The sequence below is a fragment of the Pseudalgibacter alginicilyticus genome, assembly GCF_001310225.1.
GTDB classification, from domain to species: domain Bacteria; phylum Bacteroidota; class Bacteroidia; order Flavobacteriales; family Flavobacteriaceae; genus Pseudalgibacter; species Pseudalgibacter alginicilyticus.
The window spans coordinates 2,953,577-2,974,416 of record NZ_CP012898.1 but is presented as its reverse complement, the minus strand read 5'-3'; the positions used below and the strand labels follow the sequence as shown (position 1 = coordinate 2,974,416).

Genomic DNA, 20,840 nt, shown 5'->3' with positions numbered 1-20,840 from the left:
CTAAGCAAAGTATAAAGTCACAGAATTTATACTAATTTTAACTTTTACAAAAGACAATATATTTAAACAATATTCATTTTTTTCAGGAGAAAAGACGCATTCATATTTTGGCAAATACCTGTTTTTAATGTGTAATCAAAATGGAGCTCATCATTAACTATTTCGGCATCAAAATAATAGTTTTTCACATCATCTAATTCCTTTTCAATTTCGCACAAACTTAAATCGTGGGTAGCAATGATACCGGTAGCATTTGAAGCCACTAATTTTTCAACAAACTTACGAGAGCCTATGGCTTTATCTGTACTATTAGTTCCTTTTAATATTTCATCCAAAATAATGAAATAAGGTTCTTTTTGAATGGCATCAACAATGTATTTTAACCGTGTTAATTCGGAAAAGAAATAAGAACTATCTTCTGTTAAAGAGTCTGTGGTACGCATACTGGTAATTAATTTTACAGGGGAATAGGTACTCATTTTAGCACAAACAGGAAGCCCCACATTTGCCATAACAATATGCAATGAAATGGTTCTTAAAAAAGTACTTTTCCCTGCCATATTTGCACCTGTAACAATAAAAAACTGCTCGTTATTAATAATAACATCACTATCCACACGTTTTGCTTTATTTAATAAAGGATGCCCTAAACTTTTGGCGTTAATAACTGAACCCGTTTCTTTTATTTCTGGAAATACAAATTCTGGATGATTGTAAACATAGTTACCTAATGAATTATAAGCATCAAAAAAAGACACCACTTCAAACCAGTCAGATACTTTATTTCCATAGTCTTCAATCCATTTTTCAATATGAAAACTATGTCTTAAATCAATTAAAAAAAGACCGTTCCCAAAAATGGCTGAAATAAAATTATTACGATTATCTAATCCGTCCAAAGATTTTGAAAACGCCTTAAAAACCTCAGAAGCCTTTTTGTCTCCAGATTGAATGTGACGCTGTTTCTCTTGTAATAATTCTGATGAAAAAGTTTCATTTTCAATCAAATCTAACAACAATGCATACTGCCTAAAAGTATCTCTTACTTTATCTGTATTGGAGGCTAAAATGTTTATCTTTTTAAGATATATTCCTGAAATCCCTAAACCTAAAAACAGCCAATACCCTATAAATGCTTTATGTGTCACGATATTAAAAATAGTTAACACAAAAATTAATAACGAAAAAACACTAAAAACCAACGGGAGCCATGTCATAATTTTTGGCAAAAAAGGCTTATGGTTTTGTAACCAATTTATAATTTGCTTAGCAGGTGTTTCAACTGTTACTAAACTTGAGGTAGCTGTGTAATCTTGACGCCATTTTATTTTATCGCTCAGTTCTTTAATAACTTCTTGCCTTAATATTATATCATTAACATCATTTGACTTTAAAGCATTAGCCAGTTTTTGAGTCCCTTCATTAATGGTGGTTCTATTGATGAACTGGAAAAAAGAACCGCGTCCAAATAAATCGATATCTAAACTATAATGATGATTAGGGTTTTGAAATTCTAAACCTTGATTTCTATCATGAAAATCACCCGACGCTATTTTTATTTCTTTATTATTGATTTCAACAAGCGCCTTTTTAAAAGCTCTTGAAGCTTTTATATCCGTATATTTAGACAAAAGCAAGGCAAAAATCACGATGCCAACAACAACTATAAAAACGGCTACTTGCCATTGTTCAAATGTTAAATAAACACCAAAAACCACTGATAAAAACACAGCTAATCTTAATGTACTTAAAACCGCCATTTTTTTATAAAGTTTTTGCGCCTCAATTTGATGTTTTTCTGCGTGTTGGTTATAATATTTTAAATAATCCATTTTAATTTTTTTAATTATAATACCGTGATGCTTAAGCAATATTAGGCAAGCACTAAAAAGTGACTTAGAACAATGTAAAACAATCAGAGTCACTAAGGAAGTAAAGAAACAAAAAAAGCCCCGAAATAGTTCAGAGCTTTTGATAATTTATAATTTTAAATTCACGCTTTTTACTTTGCCTCTATTTTGAGCGTTGTTAAAAGACTTAACCTGCAAAAGAAATAATATAATCAGCTGAAACTTCGGGTAAAAGTCTATAGATATTTTTATTAATCTCTGCTTCCAAAAACTTGAAGTGCCCAATACAGTAAAGATGCAATGGCACCAATTGCAGCCACTAAATAAGTTCTTGCTGCCCATTTAAGTGCATCTTCCGAACCTTTATATTCTTCTGGCGACACTATATTTTTACTCTTTAGCCAAGCCAAAGCCCTGTTACTTGCATCATATTCCACGGGTAAAGTAACTACACTAAACAAGGTTGCAAAAGCCATCATAATCAAACCAGCTACTGCTACATAAAAGCCCATGCCTCCAACCAAATTTTCTGCTGCCATAAGCGCCAAACCACCAAAAACAATCCATTGCGACATACCAGAAGTAACACTTACTACAGGCACTAAAGCAGAACGCATTTTTAACCATTCATAAGCTTGGGCATGTTGTACCGCATGACCACATTCATGCGCTGCAACTGCCGCAGCTGCTGCATTTCGTTGATTATAAACAGCTTCACTTAAATTCACTGTTTTATTTTTAGGGTTGTAATGGTCTGTTAATCTACCTGGTGTAGAAATAACCTCAACATCTCTAATACCATGATCTGCTAACATTTTTTGAGCAATTTCAGCACCACTCATGCCATTGCGTAAATGTACTTTTGAATACTTTTCAAACTTCCGCTTTAATTGATTACTAACCAACCAACTTACTAGAGCTATGGCTCCAATTATTATATAATATCCTAACATGTTATTTTTTTTATTTTTTACAAATCTAATTCAATTACAGCAAAAAATAAGCCAAAAATTAGTTAAGAAATTTTGTCAGTATCCCAACTCTAAATTACATTTATACCACAAAATCAAACGCCTCAACAATTTCTTTATATACCACTTCGCCTTTAACAATATTCAAACCTTTAGCCAATGAGTCATCATTTTCGCATGCTTTTTCCCAACCTTGATTTGCTAATTTAATAACATAAGGCAGTGTGACATTGGTTAATCCCATGGTAGAAGTATAGGGGACTGCACCAGGCATATTTGCAACACTATAGTGCACAACCTCATCAATAATATATGTTGGGTCTTGATGTGTTGTAGGTTTAGTCGTTTCAAAACAACCGCCCTGATCTACAGCAACATCAACCATAACCGTTCCTGGGCGCATATCTTTAAGCATATCCTTTGTTATTAATTTAGGAGCTTTAGCCCCTTTTATCAATACGCCTCCTATAATTAAATCGGCATCTTTTATATGCTTTCTAATGTTATATTCACTTGAAAACTCACTAACCACGTTATTTGGCATAACATCACTCACATGGCGCAGCGCTTTCATATTAATATCTAATATATAAACACTGGCACCTAATCCTGAAGCCATACGTGCTGCTTGTAAACCTACAACGCCAGCTCCTAAAATCAGTACTTTTGCGGGAGGCACGCCAGGTATACCACCTAATAGAATACCACGACCCATAATAGGTTTTTCAAGATATTTTGCCCCTTGTTGAATAGACATTCTACCTGCAACTTCAGACATTGGAATTAATAAGGGCAACGAACCATCAGCATCTTCAACCGTTTCATAGGCAATACAAACAGACTGACTTGCAATCATGGCCTTGGTTAATACCTCACTAGATGCAAAATGAAAATAAGTGAACACCACCTGATTTGGCTTAATTAACTTGTATTCGGGCTCAATAGGCTCTTTAACTTTTACAATCATTTCTGCAGCCTCATAAACCTCCTCAATAGTATCAAGAATTGTTGCTCCTGCGCTCACATAGTTTTCATCAAAAAAACCACTGTTAAAGCCTGCATTTTTTTGAACATAAACGGTATGATTTCTTTTTGTTAATTCAAACACCCCTGAAGGCGTCATACCCACTCTGTTTTCGTTGTTTTTAATTTCAATAGGAACTCCAATTTTCATAAACAATTTTTTTAAAGGTAAATATGACACTAAAATAAAACATATATTTTTAGTATTATAACCAAAAGATTGTTTTGAATGAATTTTATTTAAAAAATATCAACATTTACTAATTTTAACACAATTACCTTATTAAACCTAATTTATGAGATATGGTTTTTAACAATTAATAAAAAAATAAAAAAAACTCTTAATTTATTTATATTTAATTTTAAAATATACTAATAAAAAAGCAGAAATAATAGTTATAGCATTGGCAAAAATCATGGAAGGACTACTGATTAAAACCCCATAAATCAACCAAGAAAAAACACCTATAAAAAACATTAAAAGCATGGGCATTGATAAACTAGAAACATCTTTAGTTTTCCAAGTTTTATACACTTGTGGAAGAAAGGCTGCTGTTGTTAAAAAAGCTGCTACAAAACCTATTATTTCAGTGTAATTCATATTGTAATCAATAATAATTAAGGGAAATTTTCAAACTCTATTATGCAATAAAATAAGGCTTTACACACATGAAAGTCCTAATTTTTACATTCAGGAACTGATGTTGCAATTACACCTTATTTCAACATGACAAGAATAGAAAAATAAATTACTAAAAATCACATTCAACAATGTAATATCAACAACCTTAGCCAACAATATTTACAATTTTACCAGGTACCACAATTACTTTTTTAGGTGTTCTGCCCCCTAATTGTTCTTGTGTTTTTTCGTGTGCCATAACCGTTTTTTCAATAGCTTCTTTGCTCATATCCAACGGTAACTCTAAGGTAAAACGCATTTTTCCATTAAATGAAATGGGGTAATTTTTACTCGTTTCAACCAAATGGCTTTCATCAAATACAGGAAAACTTGCTGTAGAAATAGATTCATTATGCCCTATCATTTTCCACAGTTCCTCTGCAATATGCGGCGCATAAGGCGAAATTAAAATCAATAACGGCTCCAGAACTTCTTTACTAGTGCATTTTTGTTGGGTTAACTCATTTACAGCAATCATAAAAGAGGAAACCGAAGTATTAAACGAAAAGCTTTCAATATCTTCCTGAACTTTTTTAATGGTTTTATGCAATGTTTTTAAACTGTCTTTACTTGGTGCTTCATCATTTACTGTTAAACCGTTTTCGCCAACATATAATTTCCACAGTTTTTTAAGAAAACTGTGAACCCCAGTAATACCTGCGGTATTCCAAGGTTTATATTGCTCTAAAGGCCCAAGAAACATTTCGTATAATCGCAAACTGTCCGCGCCGTATTCTTTACAAATATCTTCAGGGTTAACAACATTCAACCACCTTTTTGACATTTTCTCAACCTCTCTTCCCACTTTAAAAGTACCATCTTCTTCTTTAATAAAAATAGCATTAACGAAGTGCTTATTTATTTTTTTTGCAACAAACTCGTCTTTATCTATTTCATTTGATGAATTAACTAACTTAACATCTATTCGAATAGGGCTCAAGTAATATGTTAATAATGCTTTTCCTTCATTCAAATCTTGCTTAACCTCTTCCTCTAAATTTAATTCTTCTAAAACGATATTATAAAGATTATTCTTTTTGGAAGGGTCATGATGGACCTCATTAATTTGTGAGGCATTTACAGAATCTTTAGCATTTATACTTTCAAACAAAATATCTTTTGAAACTAAAATATTTGTTTTTGAAATTGAAGAACTATACGCTGAACTATCTACAGAAAAACTTAATTTATCATTAGTAACTTCATAAGGTTTTACCAATTTAGAAATACGAACACTCGTTATATTTAAAGCTATAGCACTAGTACCAAGTATCATCCCTTGGTTAATCAGTTTTTTAGCAAACTCATCCACAGGAACAACCCCTTTATCAAACAAGAATTTTTGCCAAAAACGCGCATACAATAAATGCCCCGTAGCATGCTCGCTTCCACCAATGTATAAATCTACATCTTTCCAATAATTTAACGCCTCTTGGCTTGCAAATTCTTCGGTGTTAGTAGGATCCATATAACGGTTAAAATACCACGAGCTTCCTGCCCAACCTGGCATGGTATTTAACTCCAATGGATGTACCGTTTCATTATCAATTAAATCGTTAGATACAACTTTATTGTTTTTAGTATCCCAAGCCCAAACGGTAGCATTTCCCAAAGGCGGCTCACAGGTTTCGGTTGGTAAATATTTTTCTACTTCTGGCAATTGTATAGGTAAATGCTCGGTTGCAATCATTTGCGGCATGCCATTTACGTAATACACAGGAAATGGCTCACCCCAATAACGTTGACGTGAAAATACGGCATCACGTAAGCGGTAATTGGTTTTACCTTGGCCTTGGCTTATCTTTTCTAATTCAAAAATGGCGCGTTTTGTTGCTTTTTTATAATTAAGCCCGTTAAGGAAATCACTATTTGCAATTATGGTTTTGTCTTTATCTGAAAACGCTTCTGTTGAAATATCAACTCCTTCAAAAATATTTATAATTGGAATATTAAAATGTTTTGCAAAAGCATAATCACGCTGGTCTCCGCATGGCACTGACATAACAGCTCCTGTTCCGTAGCCTGCTAAAACATAATCGCCAATCCAAATAGGAATAGGTTCTTTAGTGAAGGGATGTTCTGCATATGTCCCAGTAAAAGCACCAGAAATGGTTTTTACATCAGCCATTCTATCGCGCTCGCTACGTTTTGCAGTTGCTAAAATATAAGCCTCTACTTCTTCTTTTTGCTCTGGTGTTGTTATGTTAGTTACCAATTCGTGTTCTGGTGCCAAGGTCATGAAACTTACACCAAAAATAGTATCAGGGCGCGTGGTAAACACTTCTATTTGTGCATCAAAATCTTTTACATTAAAAGTAACCGATGCACCAACAGATTTCCCTATCCAGTTACGCTGGCTTTCCTTTAAAGAATCTGTCCAATCAATAGTTTCTAAGCCTTGAAGTAAACGCTCAGCATACGCTGAAATTCGCATGCTCCATTGGGTCATTTTTTTACGAATTACAGGATATCCACCACGCTCGGAAACGCCGTTAACAATCTCGTCATTTGCTAAAACGGTTCCTAAAGCTGGGCACCAATTTACTTCGGTTTCAGCTAAATACGTTAGTCTATATTGTAATAATATTTGTTGTTGTTGTTCTGAGGTATATGCGTTCCAATCATTGGCTGAAAATACTTCTATATTGTCATCACAAACTGCATTTACATTAGCATTACCTTCGTTTTCAAAAATTTTGATTAATTCTGAAATGTCTTCAGCTTTATCAGCCTCAACGTTATACCATGAATTAAATAATTGTATAAAAATCCACTGAGTCCATTTGTAATAACTCGGATCTGAGGTTCTTACCTCACGCGACCAATCGAATGAAAACCCTATTTGGTCTAACTGGCGGCGGTAAGTTTTAATATTTTCAGCCGTTGTAAGCGCTGGATGTTGTCCTGTTTGAATGGCATACTGCTCGGCAGGCAACCCAAAACTATCATAACCCTGCGGATGCAATACATTAAAACCTTGATGACGTTTGTAACGCGCATAAATATCGGAAGCAATATAACCCAACGGATGCCCAACATGTAAACCGGCACCACTTGGATAAGGAAACATATCCAAAACATAATATTTAGGTTTATCACTTTGGTTTTCGGCTTTAAACGTTTGATTTTTGGCCCAATACTCTTGCCACTTGGCATCTATCTCGTTGAAATTATATATCATCGTCTAACAAAAATATGAACGTCATTACAAAGAAGGTGAAATTGAAGCAATCATTTAAAAAGCTCCCACACTATCACGCTTGTAATGACGAAATTTAAAAGCGCAAATTTACGTTTTAAAAAGAAAACAAAGAAGTGTTAGCAAATTAAGTTTTTTTAGTCTTTTTAATAATATGCTTAGAATGCTTTCTTTAGGAAAGCAATTTGTAGTTTTGCCCTTTTTTAAAACAGCATTTTATAGTGAAGAATTCAACAAAAGCACATTTAGCACTTTTAGGAGCCAATATTATTTACGGTGCCAATTACATTATAGCCAAAGGTATTATGCCAAATAAAATTGGTCCAACATCGTTTGTTTTTATTCGCCTTGCTTGTTGCGTTATTTTATTTTGGACAATTAAATTGCTATTTGTTAAAGAAAAAATTGAAAGAAAAGATTTGCTAAGATTAGCACTTTGTGGTTTGTTCGGCGGTGCAGCAAATCAAATGTTGTTTTTTCACGGTATCAATTTAACATCACCTATAGATGCTTCCATTATAACCACAGCCACCCCTATAGTTGTTTTAATTTTTAGTTACTTCATTTTAAAAGAACGCATAACTAAAAATAAACTATCAGGAATTACCTTAGGGTCAATTGGTGCAATATTTTTAATAGTTTATGGCAATAAAACCGATGGCACAAGCTCTATCTTAGGAAACTTATTAGTTGTTTTAAATGCCAGTTCTTATGGCCTTTACTTAGTTATTGCCAGAACTTTAATGAATAAATATCAAGCCATTACTGTTGTTAGTTGGATATTTTTACTTGGGTTTCTATATGTTCTACCCTTTGGACTTAACGATTTTTTAAATACAGATTTTGAAGCATTTACTCTAAACACTTACCTCACTATTGGTTATGTTGTACTTTTTACTACCTTTTTTGCATACTTATTCAATATCTACGCTCTTAAACATTTAGTACCGTCGGTCACTAGTAGCTACACTTATTTGCAGCCCGTTGTTAGTTTTTTAATAGTAAGTATTTTAGCTTATGTATTTATGCAAGAAGCATACGCAGAAGACATTAATTTTATAAAAATACTAAGCTGTTTTGTAGTTGCCGCTGGTGTATATTTAATAAGTAAGCCAGAAAAAAAAGTGATTATAAAACAATAATTAAAGGTAGATACGTTGATATTAAACCTATGAGTTTTAAATTAAAAAAGTTTTACTTTTCTGATTGGTTTTAGTTTAATTAAAATTTGTGCCTTTTTAGTTTTGCAAGAGAACAATTTAACTTGAAAACAAAAGACTTAAGTCTTTTGAAGAATCTTTTCATATTCTTTACTATTTTTACATCATTAATTTATATCCTTTTATGAGTTCATCATTTGAAAAACACCAAAAACGCAGACTTATCTCCTCCTACTTTTCAGTGGTTTTGAGCATTGCTTTAGTTTTGTTTTTATTGGGATTATTAGGCATGCTAATTCTAAATGCCAAAAAAGTTTCAGATCATTTTAAAGAACAAGTAGTTGTAACTATATATTTAAAAGACACAGCAAAGGAGGTTGAAACTAAACAACTTGAAAAAAGCTTAGCAATGGCAGATTATGTAAAATCTACCGAATATGTTTCCAAAGAACAGGCTGCTGAATTTATGAAAGCTGAAAACGGTGAAGACTTTATGGATTTTGTTGGATACAATCCGTTACAAAACTCCATAGACGTTCATTTGAAAGCCGATTTTGTAACCTCAGAACATCTTGAAAAAATTTCTACTGAAGCTTTAACCAAAACCTTTGTAGATGAAGTAACTTATGACAACGACCTTGTAAATTTAATGAATGATAACGTTAAAAAAATAAGTTTTTGGGTGTTAGTTATTAGTGGTATTTTTACATTTATAGCTGTTTTACTAATTAATAGCTCCATAAGATTAGCAGTTTATTCCAAACGATTTACCATAAAAACCATGCAAATGGTAGGAGCTACTAAACAATTTATTAGACGCCCATTTGTTTGGAAAAGCGTTCGATTGGGTATGATTGGCGCTATTTTAGCACTCATTGGTATGGCTATTGTTCTTTACTATCTAAATAAAACCTTTGTTGAATTAGAGCTACTGAGCAATCCTATTTTGGTGGTTTTATTGTTTGCATTTGTATTTACTTTAGGTATTATTATTACTTGGATTAGTACACATATTGCAACACAACGTTTCTTAAATTTACGTACTGATGAGTTATATTATTAGCTTTGAACAAAACAAATTATTATACTCTTAACAGTATTGTTTTAAATAAATCTTTTAATTTGCATTGAATTATTCTACGGAAGTTATTATGGGAGAGAAAAAACAAAAAGAAACCGCTAAAGTTGAATTTATTTTTGGAAAAAAAAACTATAAATTTATGTTTATTGGTTTGGCGTGCATTGCTCTTGGCTTTATTTTAATGTCAGGTGGTGGTAGTGACGACCCTAATGTTTTTAATCCTGAAATCTTTAATTTTCGTCGTATTCGTTTAGCACCTATGCTTGTGCTTTTAGGTTTTGGCATTGAAATTTATGCTATTTTATTAAACCCAAATAAATAGCTACAAAAAGAGATATCACTTAGGTTTTACACCAAATTTATTGATTTAGTATAATTAATTAATGTTGAGTAATTCAAGTCCTTTTATGAATGAATGACATTGTATTATTTTTGATTACAGGAACCACTCCCAATCTGTAAAAAAATTATCACAAACTATTTTTTGCAAAAGTCATTGCTATTTTCTGTACATAATGATATCCATTCTCCATGGCATCTTTTAAGCTTTTAGTATAATTATATACTGCATCAGCATAATGAATTCCAAAATTTTTAACATCGTTTTTTTCTAAATCTACAATACCACAAAATGCAGCTAATTTTATTTTTTTCGCTTTAGCTGATGCAATTACGCCAGCTATTGTTTTACCCGAAAATGTTTGAGAATCCAACTTCCCTTCGCCCGTAATGATCCAATCTGCATTTTCAATTTTAGAGTCAAAATTTGCTATTTTTTTTATCAGCTGAACGCCTGGCACTATACAAGCATTTAAAAACACTTTTGCGGCAATGCCCATACCACCAGCGGCACCTGCCCCTTTAGTTGATTGTGGATCCACATTAAAAACAGCTTCTATGATTTTAGAAAAATTTTGCAACCCTTTGTCCAACATTTTTATATCTGTTTCAGTGGCGCCTTTTTGAGAACCATATGTATAAGCAGCGCCGTTTTTACCAAACAATGGATTGCTAACATCACAAGCTATTTTAAAATCAACCTCCATTAGTTTTGTGTTTACATGACTAACATCTATAGCTACTATTTTTGACAAGTTAGCACCAATAGGCTTAACTTCTCTATTTTTTTTATCCAAAAAACGATACCCCAAAGCCTTTGCCATACCTATACCACAATCATTGGTAGCACTACCACCAATCCCTAAAATAATTTTGGTTGCACCTTTATTAATAGCATCCAAAATCATTTCTCCAGTGCCTAACGTTGTAGCATTCTTACAATCAAATTGGCCCTCTGTTAATAATTTTAAACCTGAGGCTTCTGCCATTTCTATGCATGCTGTTTTTGTGACTTTTGAATACAAATAAGTAGCAACAAGAGGCTGAAAAAAAGGATTATTTACAAGCACTTTAACCTTATGACCTTTTAGATAATAATTAACAACCTCCATTGTGCCATCACCACCATCAGCCAATGGTAACTTAACTATATCTGTACTGGGTTTTATAGACTTTATACCTGCTTCAACTGCATTGCAAAACTCCAAACCAGTCAAAGAGTTTTTAAATTTATCGGGAGCTATTACAATTTTCATCAATTCAATTTGAGTCTATTTATCTTTTCTAAAATAACATTTTATAATTTAATTGATAGTAAGCATTTGTGTTAGTATTTTAATATTTTTACCCCATGGAAATAATAGACGCTATCATTCTCGGCATAATCCAAGGACTTACCGAGTTTTTACCAGTTTCATCAAGTGGACATTTAGAATTAGGAAAAGCCATTCTTGGCGATAATTCTGTTCCTGAAGAAAGCTTACTCTTTACTGTAGTACTGCATTTTGCAACTGCTTTGAGCACCATTGTGGTTTTTAGAAAAGATATTTTAAACCTTACAAAAGGTGCTCTTAAATTTGAATGGAATGACGATTTACAATTCATTTCAAAAATTGCTATTTCAATGATTCCAGCAGTCATAGTCGGTTTATTTTTTGAAGAACAGTTAGAAGCATTATTTGGTGGCAATGTTTTATTGGTAGGCTGCATGCTTATCGTTACAGCTGTTTTGTTGTTTCTTGCAGATAAAGCTAAGGATACCGACAAAAAGGTGTCCTTTAAAAATGCTTTTGTTATTGGAGTCTCACAAGCCATTGCTATGTTACCGGGTATTTCTCGTTCGGGAGCTACCATTTCAACCTCCGTATTATTGGGAAATGACAAAAACAAAGCTGCGCGTTTTTCTTTTTTAATGGTGGTTCCATTAATCTTTGGAAAAATTGCTAAAGACATATTAAGTGGCAATTTATCTAACAGTAATCATGATTTTACTACTCTTTCCATTGGTTTTGTGTCTGCTTTTGTGGCAGGTTTATTTGCATGCACTTGGATGATTGCATTAGTTAAAAAAAGCAAGCTAACTTATTTTGCCATTTACTGTATTATTGTTGGCCTTATTGCTATTGTATTTTCATTATTAAATACTTAGTAGCATGGTTTCTAAAGAAGATTATTTATCTGGTCAAGTATTATTAATTGATAAACCATTGCATTGGACCTCATTTCAGGTTGTTAACAAATTGCGTTGGGAAATACGTCAAAATTTCAATATTAAAAAAATAAAGGTGGGCCATGCGGGTACTTTAGATCCATTAGCAACTGGCTTATTAGTACTATGTACTGGGAAAATGACAAAACAAATTGACACCTTTCAAGCACAGGTAAAAGAATATACAGGAACTATTGTTTTAGGGGCAACAACACCATCTTTTGATTTGGAAACAGAAATTAATGAAACCTTTCCAATCAAGCATATTACTGATGATTTAATTTTTAAAACCACCTCTCAGTTTTTAGGTGATATTCAGCAATTTCCACCTATATTTTCAGCGATAAAAAAGGATGGTAAACGACTCTATGAATTTGCCAGAGCAGGAGAGACTGTTGAGGTAAAACCCCGAATAGTAACTATTTCAGAATTTGAAATCACAAACATTAATCACATATCATCTACACCCAATACCAACACAATAAACATAACATTTAGAGTAGTTTGCAGCAAAGGCACCTACATCCGTTCTTTGGCTAATGATTTTGGAAAAGCAATGAATTCTGGCGCTCATTTATCTGCGCTGCGAAGAACCAAAATAGGACATTTTAATGTTGAAAATGCTGTAACTGTTGAAGAATTTATAAGCAGGCTAAAAAACTAAATGTCATATTTTTACGTATATTCGGTATATAAATTATATGAATTGTTATCTATTTGCACCTAACAGATCAACATAAAGCTTTACTCATTACCTTCTTTCTTTCAGGAACTGTGGTTATGGCTGTGTTTAATTTAAACCTTAAACAACATGATGAATTTATTTCAGAAAGTTATTATGAATTAGAACCCGAAAAAAAACTTACCGAAGAAGAAATAAAAACAATTGAAGCCTTAGAACAAATTAACAATAGTAAAGCGGAGACCAACCAGGCCTTTAATGAAACGCAGAAAACCAAACATTTTGCACAAGCATATAAACCCATTGCACCTCCAGAAGATTACGAATTTCCAAAACCAGATGAGCATACTGGTAACGAAGGAGAAAGTCCATACAGTTACAAAAAAAAGCCAACAACCACACCTGCTATAAACGAAGAAGACTTATCTTCTTTTAGCAAAGTAAATGAATTATTGAAGCAACAAAAAGCCGAGCGTGTAAACAAGAAAAGCACAATGCATTATTCTTTAAAGGATAGAACTCATCGTTTTTTACCAACCCCAATTTATTTATGCGAAGAAGGAGGAAAAATTGTTATTAACATTACTGTAAATGAAAAAGGAAAGGTAACTAAAACTTATCTAAACACATCTTCAACATCGTCAAATGAATGCTTAATTGAACATGCAATGGAATACGCCAAAGAAGCTCAATTTAGTGAAGATGCTTCAAAAAAATCGCAATTAGGCTCTATTACTTTTTATTTTATTGGTAAACATTAGATTGATATTTATACAATAATTGAATAAGATCTTTAATAATATTTTGACCTTTGTCTTTATTGTACCAGTGTTGTAAATCTTCTTTAAATTCTGGTGTTAAAGTACCATTTTTCGCTTTAAATCTTTTAACATAACTGGCTGCTTCGCTTGGCCTAGGACCATACGTATTTAATACATCTCCTGTAGCATCATCTATCATAATCAGTTTAGGAATAGATTTGCTTCCATTTGTTAAAAACGCATTCATTAATTCTGGATTTTCATCTCGAAGTACTACCCTAAGGTTTATATAATCACTTAGCTCAGCTACTTTATTTAAAACAGGCAATACATGCGCAGCATCTCCACACCAACTTTCAGTAATCACTAACCACGTAATTTTTTGTTTAAATTCTGAGATAATATTCTTATCGGCATTAGATACTTTAACCGTTTTATCCCATCGTTTCATACGCCTATCATTCAGTTTAGTATAATTCACTAAATCTTCCGTTATTTCAAACCCCGTAGCACTATTAGTTTCAGATAAATGTGTTAACAAATTTCGATATTCTTGATAATTTATACTTTTCTCTAAACTTTTTTTTATGATAGAATCCATAGGCTTATATTTTCTAAGTAAAATAAGACAAAACAAATTTACTCGCTACTAATTTTAATTAAGATGATTTTTGTCATACTTTTACTTTTAACCTTACAAAACTTATGAATAAAAAGCACAGATGTGGTTGGTGCATAGGCGATCCTTTATACGAAACCTACCACGATACGGAGTGGGGCGTACCCGTTCATGATGATAATACGATTTTTGAATTTTTAATTTTAGAAACCTTTCAAGCTGGATTAAGTTGGATTACGATATTACGAAAACGTGAAAATTTCAGAAAAGCCTTTGATGATTTTGACTATAAAAAAATAGCCCGTTATAAGCAAAATAAAATTGATACTTTACTTCTAGATGCAGGTATTATTAGAAATAAACTTAAAATATATGCAACCATTACCAATGCTATAGCTTTTATAAAAATTCAAGAAGAATTTGGAAGTTTTAGCAAATATATATGGGGGTTTGTAGATGGAAAACCCATAAAGAATACTCTTAAAAATTACAAAAATGCTCCCGCATCTACCACTGTTAGCAATATTATAAGTAAGGACTTAAAGAAACGAGGGTTTAAATTTGTGGGCCCCACAGTTGTATATGCGCATATGCAAGCTACAGGTATGGTAAATGATCATGAAATTAATTGTTTTAGATACCATCAAGTTTAATTTTCATAATTTTACACAATATTTAGTTTCTTATTTTAAATATCTATTCTATCAAAAATTACCCTTACATATTACTGTTTTTTTTAACTTTTAATGCTTTTTCTCAAAATACGCTTATAGGCATTGGAGAATCTGCACTTTCATTAAATCATAAAGTTTCAAAAAAATACAATGTAAATTTTGCTTTTAGAAGTCGTTATTTTTTATACAACATAAACGAACTTCAGTATAAACAGCAGCAATTAGATGTTTTTCATTTTTCAACTTACAATATAAACTCCAAACATAAACTAAGTCTTGGAGCCTATTACAGAAATAGAGCCTTTTTTGAAACAGGAAGTGATGAATTGCGATTTATGGAACAATTTAGCGCCTCCAAAAAAATTAATAAAATTAGGCTAAGGCATCGATTTAGAGCAGAACAACGTATTTTAGAAACAAAAACCATATTTAGACAGCGCTACCGGTTTGCAGTCGATCTGCCTCTAGTAGGTAATACATTGGACATTGGAGAGCCCTTTTTAATGAGTGCCCTTGAAGGTTTATGGAGTCTCAAAGAGGTATCTGCTCCTGAAATAGATTCTAGAACAACAATATTCATAGGCTGGCAATTGGCTAAAACCTTAAAATTCCAAACAGGATTAGAACACAGATTTGAGGCTTTAAATATCTCTGCAAAAAATTATTTGTTTTTGTTAACTTCTGCAATTTTGAAAATTTAAAGTTTTGTTTTATGTTGTTATTTAAGAGTTTTAAAAACATTTATATTTCATTCTAAATATTTTAAAAAAGACGCTCTTGAAATATCTTCGGCACCTAAACTTTCCAAATGATTCGTATATACTTGACAATCTATAAGCTTATAATTTGTATTTTGAACAAACGTAATAAACCCTACTTTACTTGCATTACTCTCTTTAGTAAACATACTTTCTCCACAAAAAACACCATTGTTTAAATCAACCCCATACAATCCTGCAATCAATTTATTATTTTTCCAGACTTCAACAGATTTTGCATAACCCAATTTATATAAATCTACATAAGCTTTTTGCATGCCACTCGTTATCCAGGTGCTATTTTGCCCAACCCGTTTTGACATAGAGCACGCTGTTATAACCTCTTCAAAAGCTTTGTTAATTGTTATTTTATAATCTACTTTTCGCAACACTTGTTTCATACTTTTTGAAACTTTTAACTTTTCAGGAAAGAGTACAAATCGCGGATCTGGCGACCACCACAAAATAGGATCGTCATTACCAAACCAAGGGAATATTCCTTTTTTATAAGCCTCTATTATACGCTCTGTTGACAAATCCCCTCCAATAGCAAGCAATCCTTCAGGAGAAGCATTAATTACAGCTGGAAATGGCATATTTGGAGTAAGATATTGCATAAAATATATAAAAATAACAAACCTCAACATTTTATAAAACATTGAGGTTTGATTTTTGAAACGTTTAACAAGTTACACTTGCTACTTTCAAAATGAAATATCTGCTATTTTTCAGTAATATTCAGTTTAACTGCAAAACTATTAAAAAGGCAAATCGTCATGATCTTCTTCATTTAAATCACCTGCTGGTTCAAAAGCATCTGCTGGTGCAACTGGAGGTACACCTGTACCTCCAGTTTCTGCTTGTAAAGCTTCTATTCTCCATCCTTGAATAGAATTGAAATATTTTGTTTCTCCTTGTGGATTTACCCACTCTCTACCACGTAAATTGATATTAATTTTTACTTGTTGTCCTTCTTTGTAACTGTTCAATAAATCACATTTATCTTGAACAAACTCCACCATAATATGTTGTGGATATTGCTCTTCTGTAGTCACTACAATTTCTCTTTTTCTAAACCCATTACTCCCAAAAGATTGAGTTTCGCCTACCATTTTAATTCTTCCTTGAACTTCCATTAACTTATTTATATCTAATTAATTACACTATTTTTACTTAAAAAGTTTTACAAATGTAACCAATCTAACTTTCAACTAAAAACCGATTTACTAACAAGTTGAACAATAATATTAACAGATTTGCATTATATTACAAAATAATTTGAGTCACTCATGATTTTTACTAAGTATAGAAATACGTTACGCTGGATTTTAATATCTACATCATTTTTAGTCGTATCTCTTATTTTATGGAAAACTTACGAATTTTTTCAGCATTTTAAAGATGAAGAGCGTGCTAAAATGGAAAACTGGTCGTTTGCTCAAACGGATTTGGTAAACTCTAATGACAATACAAATTTAGATCTTACTCTTAAAATATTAAGCAGTAACAAAAGTACCCCCATGTTAGTAATTAACAAGAATGGCAGCTTATACAGTTACAATAATATTGACTCCGCAAAAATTAGTACCCCTGAACAAATTGATAAACTAATATTACGCTTTAAACAGGAAAATAACCCAATACCTGTACAATTAGGAAATGATATCATTAGTACTATTTATTATGGAAATTCTGAATTATTAAACAGGTTAAAATACTACCCTTTAGCGTTGTTGCTCATTATCTTTTTATTTGCTGCCGTGCTTTTCTTCTTTTACAAAAGCAATAAAAGTTCAGACGAAAACAAACTTTGGTCTGGTATGGCAAAAGAAACCGCTCATCAAATTGGCACACCACTTTCATCATTAATTGGATGGACTGAAATTTTAAAAGCCGAAAAAGTTGACCCTGAATATATAGTTGAAATTGAAAAAGACATTGACCGCTTAAAAACTATTACAGAACGTTTTAGCAAAATAGGTTCACTTCCAGTGTTAGAAGTTACAGACATTGTTAAAGAAACCATCAATTCTTACGATTATTTAAAAGCACGTTCCTCTAAATTAATAACATTTGAACTTATAACCCCTAACGCAAATATTCCTGTAAATTTAAACAAGCAACTTTATAGTTGGGCCATTGAAAATTTAGTAAAAAATGCTATTGATGCTATGAAAGGTCGTGGGAAAATTAGCATTGAAATATCACAATTAGAAGCTAATGTTATGATTACAATTACCGATACTGGAAAAGGTATTCCTAAAAAACAATTTAATACAATATTTGAACCTGGCTATACCACAAAAAAACGTGGATGGGGATTAGGACTATCGCTCACTAAACGTATCATTGAAGAATTTCATGACGGAAAAATTAAAGTGTTGCAATCTGAAATAGACAATGGCACAACTTTCCAAATAAATTTCAAACGTGTTTTTTTATAATGAAAGAAAAGTTTATAAACATAAAAAAAGTTTCCTTAAACAATAATTGCCCTGAATGTTATAGTAAAGATGGTTTGCAGTTAACTTTTAAGCAAAAATTTATTGAAACTCCCTTTTATAAATCCATGACCAACGAAATATCTCAAAAATTGAAATGTAATATCTGTCATTCTATTATATACCCAGAACGCTGGACAGATGATATTGAAGGCGTTTTTGAATATCAAAAAAAAGCCTTTGAGCCCAAAAAAAAGATTTTTCGCTTAAAAAAATTGGCATGGTTTCTTATCTCCATACCAATAGCCTTAATAGTTATAGCAACCATTATAATTCTTTTCTTATAGAAGCAGCAATATCTTCAAATTGTTCTGGTGTCATTTTTACTTTTTGGAGAAAACGAGCATCATCCATAGAATGTAATGGAATTAAATGTACATGGGCATGAGGTACTTCTAAACCAATAACCGTTAAACCAATGCGTTTACAGGGCACCGCTTTTTTTAATGCTTTAGCGACATCCCTAGAGAAACTCATCAATCCATTATAAGTCATTTCATCTAAATCAAAAATTTTATCCACTTCTTTTTTAGGAATACAAAGCGTATGTCCTACACTGTTAGGATTAACATCAAGAAAAGCTAAAAAATCATCTGTTTCAGCTATTTTATAACAAGGAATTTCACCGTTAACAATTTTAGTAAATATGGAAGCCATAGCGCGTTGAGAGTTAGGTTTATTGTAAATATATAAAAAGATTCTTGTTTAAAACTGAATGGTTTCAGTCAAAATAAGAATCTTTTTGTTGATTATAGCTAATTATAGGAAATAAAATTCCTGCTAAAGTTTATCTTGAAATTTCTACTATATCAAATTTTATAACACCATTTGGCACCTGAATTTCAGCAACATCGCCAACAGATTTACCTAACAGTCCTTTACCTATAGGTGAATTAACTGAAATTTTACCTGATTTTAAATCAGCTTCACCATCAGCTACTAAGGTATATAACATTTCCATACCGTTGGTTTGGTTTTTTATTTTCACTTTAGATAGCACTAATATTTTGGAAGTATCCAATTGTGATTCGTCAATTACACGCGCACCTGCCAAAGCATCTTCTAACTTAGAAATCCGCATTTCTAACATTCCTTGTGCCTCTTTAGCTGCATCATATTCAGCATTTTCACTTAAATCACCTTTATCTCTAGCCTCAGCAATGGCTTTAGAAGCTTTAACACGCTCCACGTCTTTCAATTGCTTTAATTCATCCCGTAACTTTTTCAATCCCTCAGGAGTGTAATATGATACTTTACTCATAACTTCATCGTTTAATATATAAAATCAATTGTTTTTTACTAAAATTAGGCTGTCTAAAAAGTCAACTGGACTTTATTAGACAGCCTAAAGCTAAATACTTGCTAATGCAATAATAGCTCTTCAAATATACAAAATATTTAATTCAATGTTCTTTTTATTGTAAATTGCACTTTTAAACCCAAATTATGAGATTATTCTTTTGTTTTTTATTTCTTTTAACTTGTTTTACTTGTAGTGAAAATGAAGAAGATGAAAATTGTAAATTCCTTTTAAATGTAGGGGTTAATGTTCCTGTAAATTTAAACCTCCCAGAATATGGACAATTACAATATACAGGTAACTCAGTATATATTCCTAATGAAGGCAATGCAGGCATTATAGTTGCCAATATCAATTCCAGTTTCTATGCTTGGGATGCAAGTGATCCTAACTATATTCCAAACACATGCTCTCCACTTGTTCCGTCTGGCTTGGAAGCATCAAGTAATTGTGGAAATGGTAATACTTACAGTTTAGCAACAGGCACCCCATTGTATGATAGTACTTTAAGGTGTAGCTTAAAGTTTTATCCTGTTAAACAAACTGGAAACACACTTTATATTACTAATTAGCCTTTAAAGCTTGTTTAAGCCATCCAAGTACTCCAAGGAATTCTTGATAAAAATAAAACTAAAGCTATGGTATAAAAAATAGCTACGGTTTTTAGTTTTGCATTTGAAGTTAGTTTCTTTTTATGTTTAGAATAACCTATAGTTATTAATACTATAGCCATAATATTAATAAAAGGATGCTCTACTAAGTATAATCTATTTACAGCATCTTTCATAACACCTCCCATGCCCAATTCTGCAAAAACTTGCAACCTTGGCGATACAAAATAAAGCAACAATCCAATTAATAATTGAATATGAGATACTATTAAAGCAAATAATGCTATTCTAAAATCTTTGGCTTCGTATTCCTTATCACCAAAAGTTTTCAACAAGGCATTTGCAACAGCCAAAATTAAAATAATAAGTACTAAATAAGCCCAATAAGAATGAAGTGTTAATATAGTATTGTACATAGCA

Annotated in this window: 23 protein-coding genes; 11 read left to right on the top strand and 12 right to left on the bottom strand. The window is 32.0% G+C overall.

The window, feature by feature from the left end; genetic code table 11:
* Positions 1-62 precede the first annotated feature (62 nt).
* From APS56_RS12275 to APS56_RS12255, 5 genes are all read right to left on the bottom strand, one after another.
* Positions 63-1,832, bottom strand: coding sequence for a MutS-related protein (locus APS56_RS12275; RefSeq protein ID WP_054728612.1), 1,770 nt, complete (start codon positions 1,830-1,832; stop codon positions 63-65).
* Between the two features lie 269 nt (positions 1,833-2,101).
* On the bottom strand, positions 2,102-2,803 hold the full coding sequence (locus APS56_RS12270; RefSeq protein ID WP_054728610.1) for a zinc metallopeptidase: 702 nt from the start codon (positions 2,801-2,803) through the stop codon (positions 2,102-2,104).
* A gap of 100 nt (positions 2,804-2,903) precedes the next feature.
* A complete protein-coding gene (ald, locus tag APS56_RS12265; RefSeq protein WP_054728607.1) occupies positions 2,904-3,995 on the bottom strand; it encodes an alanine dehydrogenase in 1,092 nt (363 codons plus the stop codon).
* A 195-nt stretch (positions 3,996-4,190) separates the two neighbouring features.
* Complete coding sequence (locus APS56_RS12260; RefSeq protein WP_054728603.1) at positions 4,191-4,445, bottom strand: SemiSWEET family sugar transporter; 255 nt, start codon at positions 4,443-4,445, stop codon at positions 4,191-4,193.
* 187 nt (positions 4,446-4,632) lie between these two features.
* Positions 4,633-7,707 (bottom strand): leucine--tRNA ligase, encoded by a 3,075-nt coding sequence (locus tag APS56_RS12255; protein WP_054728601.1) that lies wholly within the window; start codon positions 7,705-7,707, stop codon positions 4,633-4,635.
* A 239-nt stretch (positions 7,708-7,946) separates the two neighbouring features.
* Between APS56_RS12255 and APS56_RS12250 the strand changes: the two genes are divergently transcribed.
* The 3 genes from APS56_RS12250 (at position 7,947) to APS56_RS12240 (ending at position 10,288) form a co-directional block, all read left to right on the top strand.
* Positions 7,947-8,867, top strand: coding sequence for a DMT family transporter (locus APS56_RS12250; RefSeq protein ID WP_054728598.1), 921 nt, complete (start codon positions 7,947-7,949; stop codon positions 8,865-8,867).
* Between the two features lie 202 nt (positions 8,868-9,069).
* The gene (locus APS56_RS12245; RefSeq protein WP_054728596.1) at positions 9,070-9,948 is read left to right on the top strand and encodes a cell division protein FtsX; all 879 of its coding nucleotides are present in this window, start codon (positions 9,070-9,072) and stop codon (positions 9,946-9,948) included.
* Positions 9,949-10,036: 88 nt separating this feature from the next.
* Positions 10,037-10,288: a DUF3098 domain-containing protein gene (locus tag APS56_RS12240; protein WP_054728592.1), complete on the top strand. Its 252-nt coding sequence runs from the start codon at positions 10,037-10,039 to the stop codon at positions 10,286-10,288.
* Positions 10,289-10,436: 148 nt separating this feature from the next.
* Here APS56_RS12240 and APS56_RS12235 read toward each other — a convergent pair whose 3' ends face one another.
* Complete coding sequence (locus APS56_RS12235) at positions 10,437-11,561, bottom strand: glycerate kinase (protein WP_054728588.1); 1,125 nt, start codon at positions 11,559-11,561, stop codon at positions 10,437-10,439.
* A gap of 95 nt (positions 11,562-11,656) precedes the next feature.
* Here APS56_RS12235 and uppP point away from each other — a divergent pair, with 95 nt between their 5' ends.
* From uppP to APS56_RS12220, 3 genes are read left to right on the top strand one after another with little or no spacing between them, the layout of a single operon-like run.
* Complete coding sequence (uppP, locus tag APS56_RS12230) at positions 11,657-12,454, top strand: undecaprenyl-diphosphatase UppP (protein ID WP_054728585.1); 798 nt, start codon at positions 11,657-11,659, stop codon at positions 12,452-12,454.
* A gap of 4 nt (positions 12,455-12,458) precedes the next feature.
* Entirely contained in the window at positions 12,459-13,178 is a 720-nt protein-coding gene (gene truB / locus APS56_RS12225) for a tRNA pseudouridine(55) synthase TruB (RefSeq protein WP_054728582.1), read from the top strand.
* Between the two features lie 53 nt (positions 13,179-13,231).
* Positions 13,232-13,957 carry a hypothetical protein gene (locus APS56_RS12220; RefSeq protein WP_236778417.1) on the top strand — a complete coding sequence of 242 codons (726 nt, stop codon included), beginning with the start codon at positions 13,232-13,234 and terminating at the stop codon, positions 13,955-13,957.
* On the opposite strand, the gene APS56_RS12215 is transcribed toward APS56_RS12220, so the two are convergent.
* Entirely contained in the window at positions 13,941-14,558 is a 618-nt protein-coding gene (locus tag APS56_RS12215) for a thioredoxin family protein (protein WP_054728579.1), read from the bottom strand. The genes APS56_RS12220 and APS56_RS12215 overlap by 17 nt on opposite strands.
* A gap of 104 nt (positions 14,559-14,662) precedes the next feature.
* On the opposite strand from APS56_RS12215, the gene APS56_RS12210 reads away from it, so the two are divergent.
* Both APS56_RS12210 and APS56_RS16785 read left to right on the top strand, forming a co-directional pair.
* Positions 14,663-15,229 carry a DNA-3-methyladenine glycosylase I gene (locus APS56_RS12210; protein ID WP_054728576.1) on the top strand — a complete coding sequence of 189 codons (567 nt, stop codon included), beginning with the start codon at positions 14,663-14,665 and terminating at the stop codon, positions 15,227-15,229.
* Between the two features lie 32 nt (positions 15,230-15,261).
* Positions 15,262-15,951, top strand: a complete 690-nt coding sequence (locus APS56_RS16785) for a DUF2490 domain-containing protein (RefSeq protein ID WP_082379342.1) — start codon at positions 15,262-15,264, stop codon at positions 15,949-15,951.
* A gap of 47 nt (positions 15,952-15,998) precedes the next feature.
* On the opposite strand, the gene aat is transcribed toward APS56_RS16785, so the two are convergent.
* Together aat and APS56_RS12195 are read right to left on the bottom strand one after the other, a co-directional pair.
* Positions 15,999-16,625: a leucyl/phenylalanyl-tRNA--protein transferase gene (aat, locus tag APS56_RS12200; RefSeq protein WP_054728570.1), complete on the bottom strand. Its 627-nt coding sequence runs from the start codon at positions 16,623-16,625 to the stop codon at positions 15,999-16,001.
* Positions 16,626-16,766: 141 nt separating this feature from the next.
* On the bottom strand, positions 16,767-17,144 hold the full coding sequence (locus tag APS56_RS12195; RefSeq protein ID WP_054728567.1) for a DUF3127 domain-containing protein: 378 nt from the start codon (positions 17,142-17,144) through the stop codon (positions 16,767-16,769).
* Positions 17,145-17,297: 153 nt separating this feature from the next.
* Between APS56_RS12195 and APS56_RS12190 the strand changes: the two genes are divergently transcribed.
* Together APS56_RS12190 and APS56_RS12185 are read left to right on the top strand one after the other, a co-directional pair.
* Positions 17,298-18,452 carry a sensor histidine kinase gene (locus tag APS56_RS12190; RefSeq protein WP_054728562.1) on the top strand — a complete coding sequence of 385 codons (1,155 nt, stop codon included), beginning with the start codon at positions 17,298-17,300 and terminating at the stop codon, positions 18,450-18,452.
* Entirely contained in the window at positions 18,452-18,796 is a 345-nt protein-coding gene (locus tag APS56_RS12185) for a hypothetical protein (RefSeq protein WP_054728557.1), read from the top strand. The genes APS56_RS12190 and APS56_RS12185 overlap by 1 nt, the downstream gene beginning before the upstream one ends.
* On the opposite strand, the gene APS56_RS12180 is transcribed toward APS56_RS12185, so the two are convergent.
* Both APS56_RS12180 and greA read right to left on the bottom strand, forming a co-directional pair.
* Positions 18,777-19,166, bottom strand: a complete 390-nt coding sequence (locus tag APS56_RS12180; RefSeq protein ID WP_054728554.1) for an HIT family protein — start codon at positions 19,164-19,166, stop codon at positions 18,777-18,779. The two genes, APS56_RS12185 and APS56_RS12180, sit on opposite strands and share 20 nt — an antisense overlap.
* Positions 19,167-19,296: 130 nt before the next feature.
* Entirely contained in the window at positions 19,297-19,770 is a 474-nt protein-coding gene (gene greA, locus APS56_RS12175) for a transcription elongation factor GreA (RefSeq protein WP_054728551.1), read from the bottom strand.
* A gap of 185 nt (positions 19,771-19,955) precedes the next feature.
* On the opposite strand from greA, the gene APS56_RS12170 reads away from it, so the two are divergent.
* Positions 19,956-20,381 (top strand): hypothetical protein, encoded by a 426-nt coding sequence (locus APS56_RS12170; protein WP_054728548.1) that lies wholly within the window; start codon positions 19,956-19,958, stop codon positions 20,379-20,381.
* A gap of 14 nt (positions 20,382-20,395) precedes the next feature.
* On the opposite strand, the gene APS56_RS12165 is transcribed toward APS56_RS12170, so the two are convergent.
* A complete protein-coding gene (locus tag APS56_RS12165; protein WP_054728545.1) occupies positions 20,396-20,836 on the bottom strand; it encodes a hypothetical protein in 441 nt (146 codons plus the stop codon).
* Positions 20,837-20,840 lie beyond the last annotated feature (4 nt).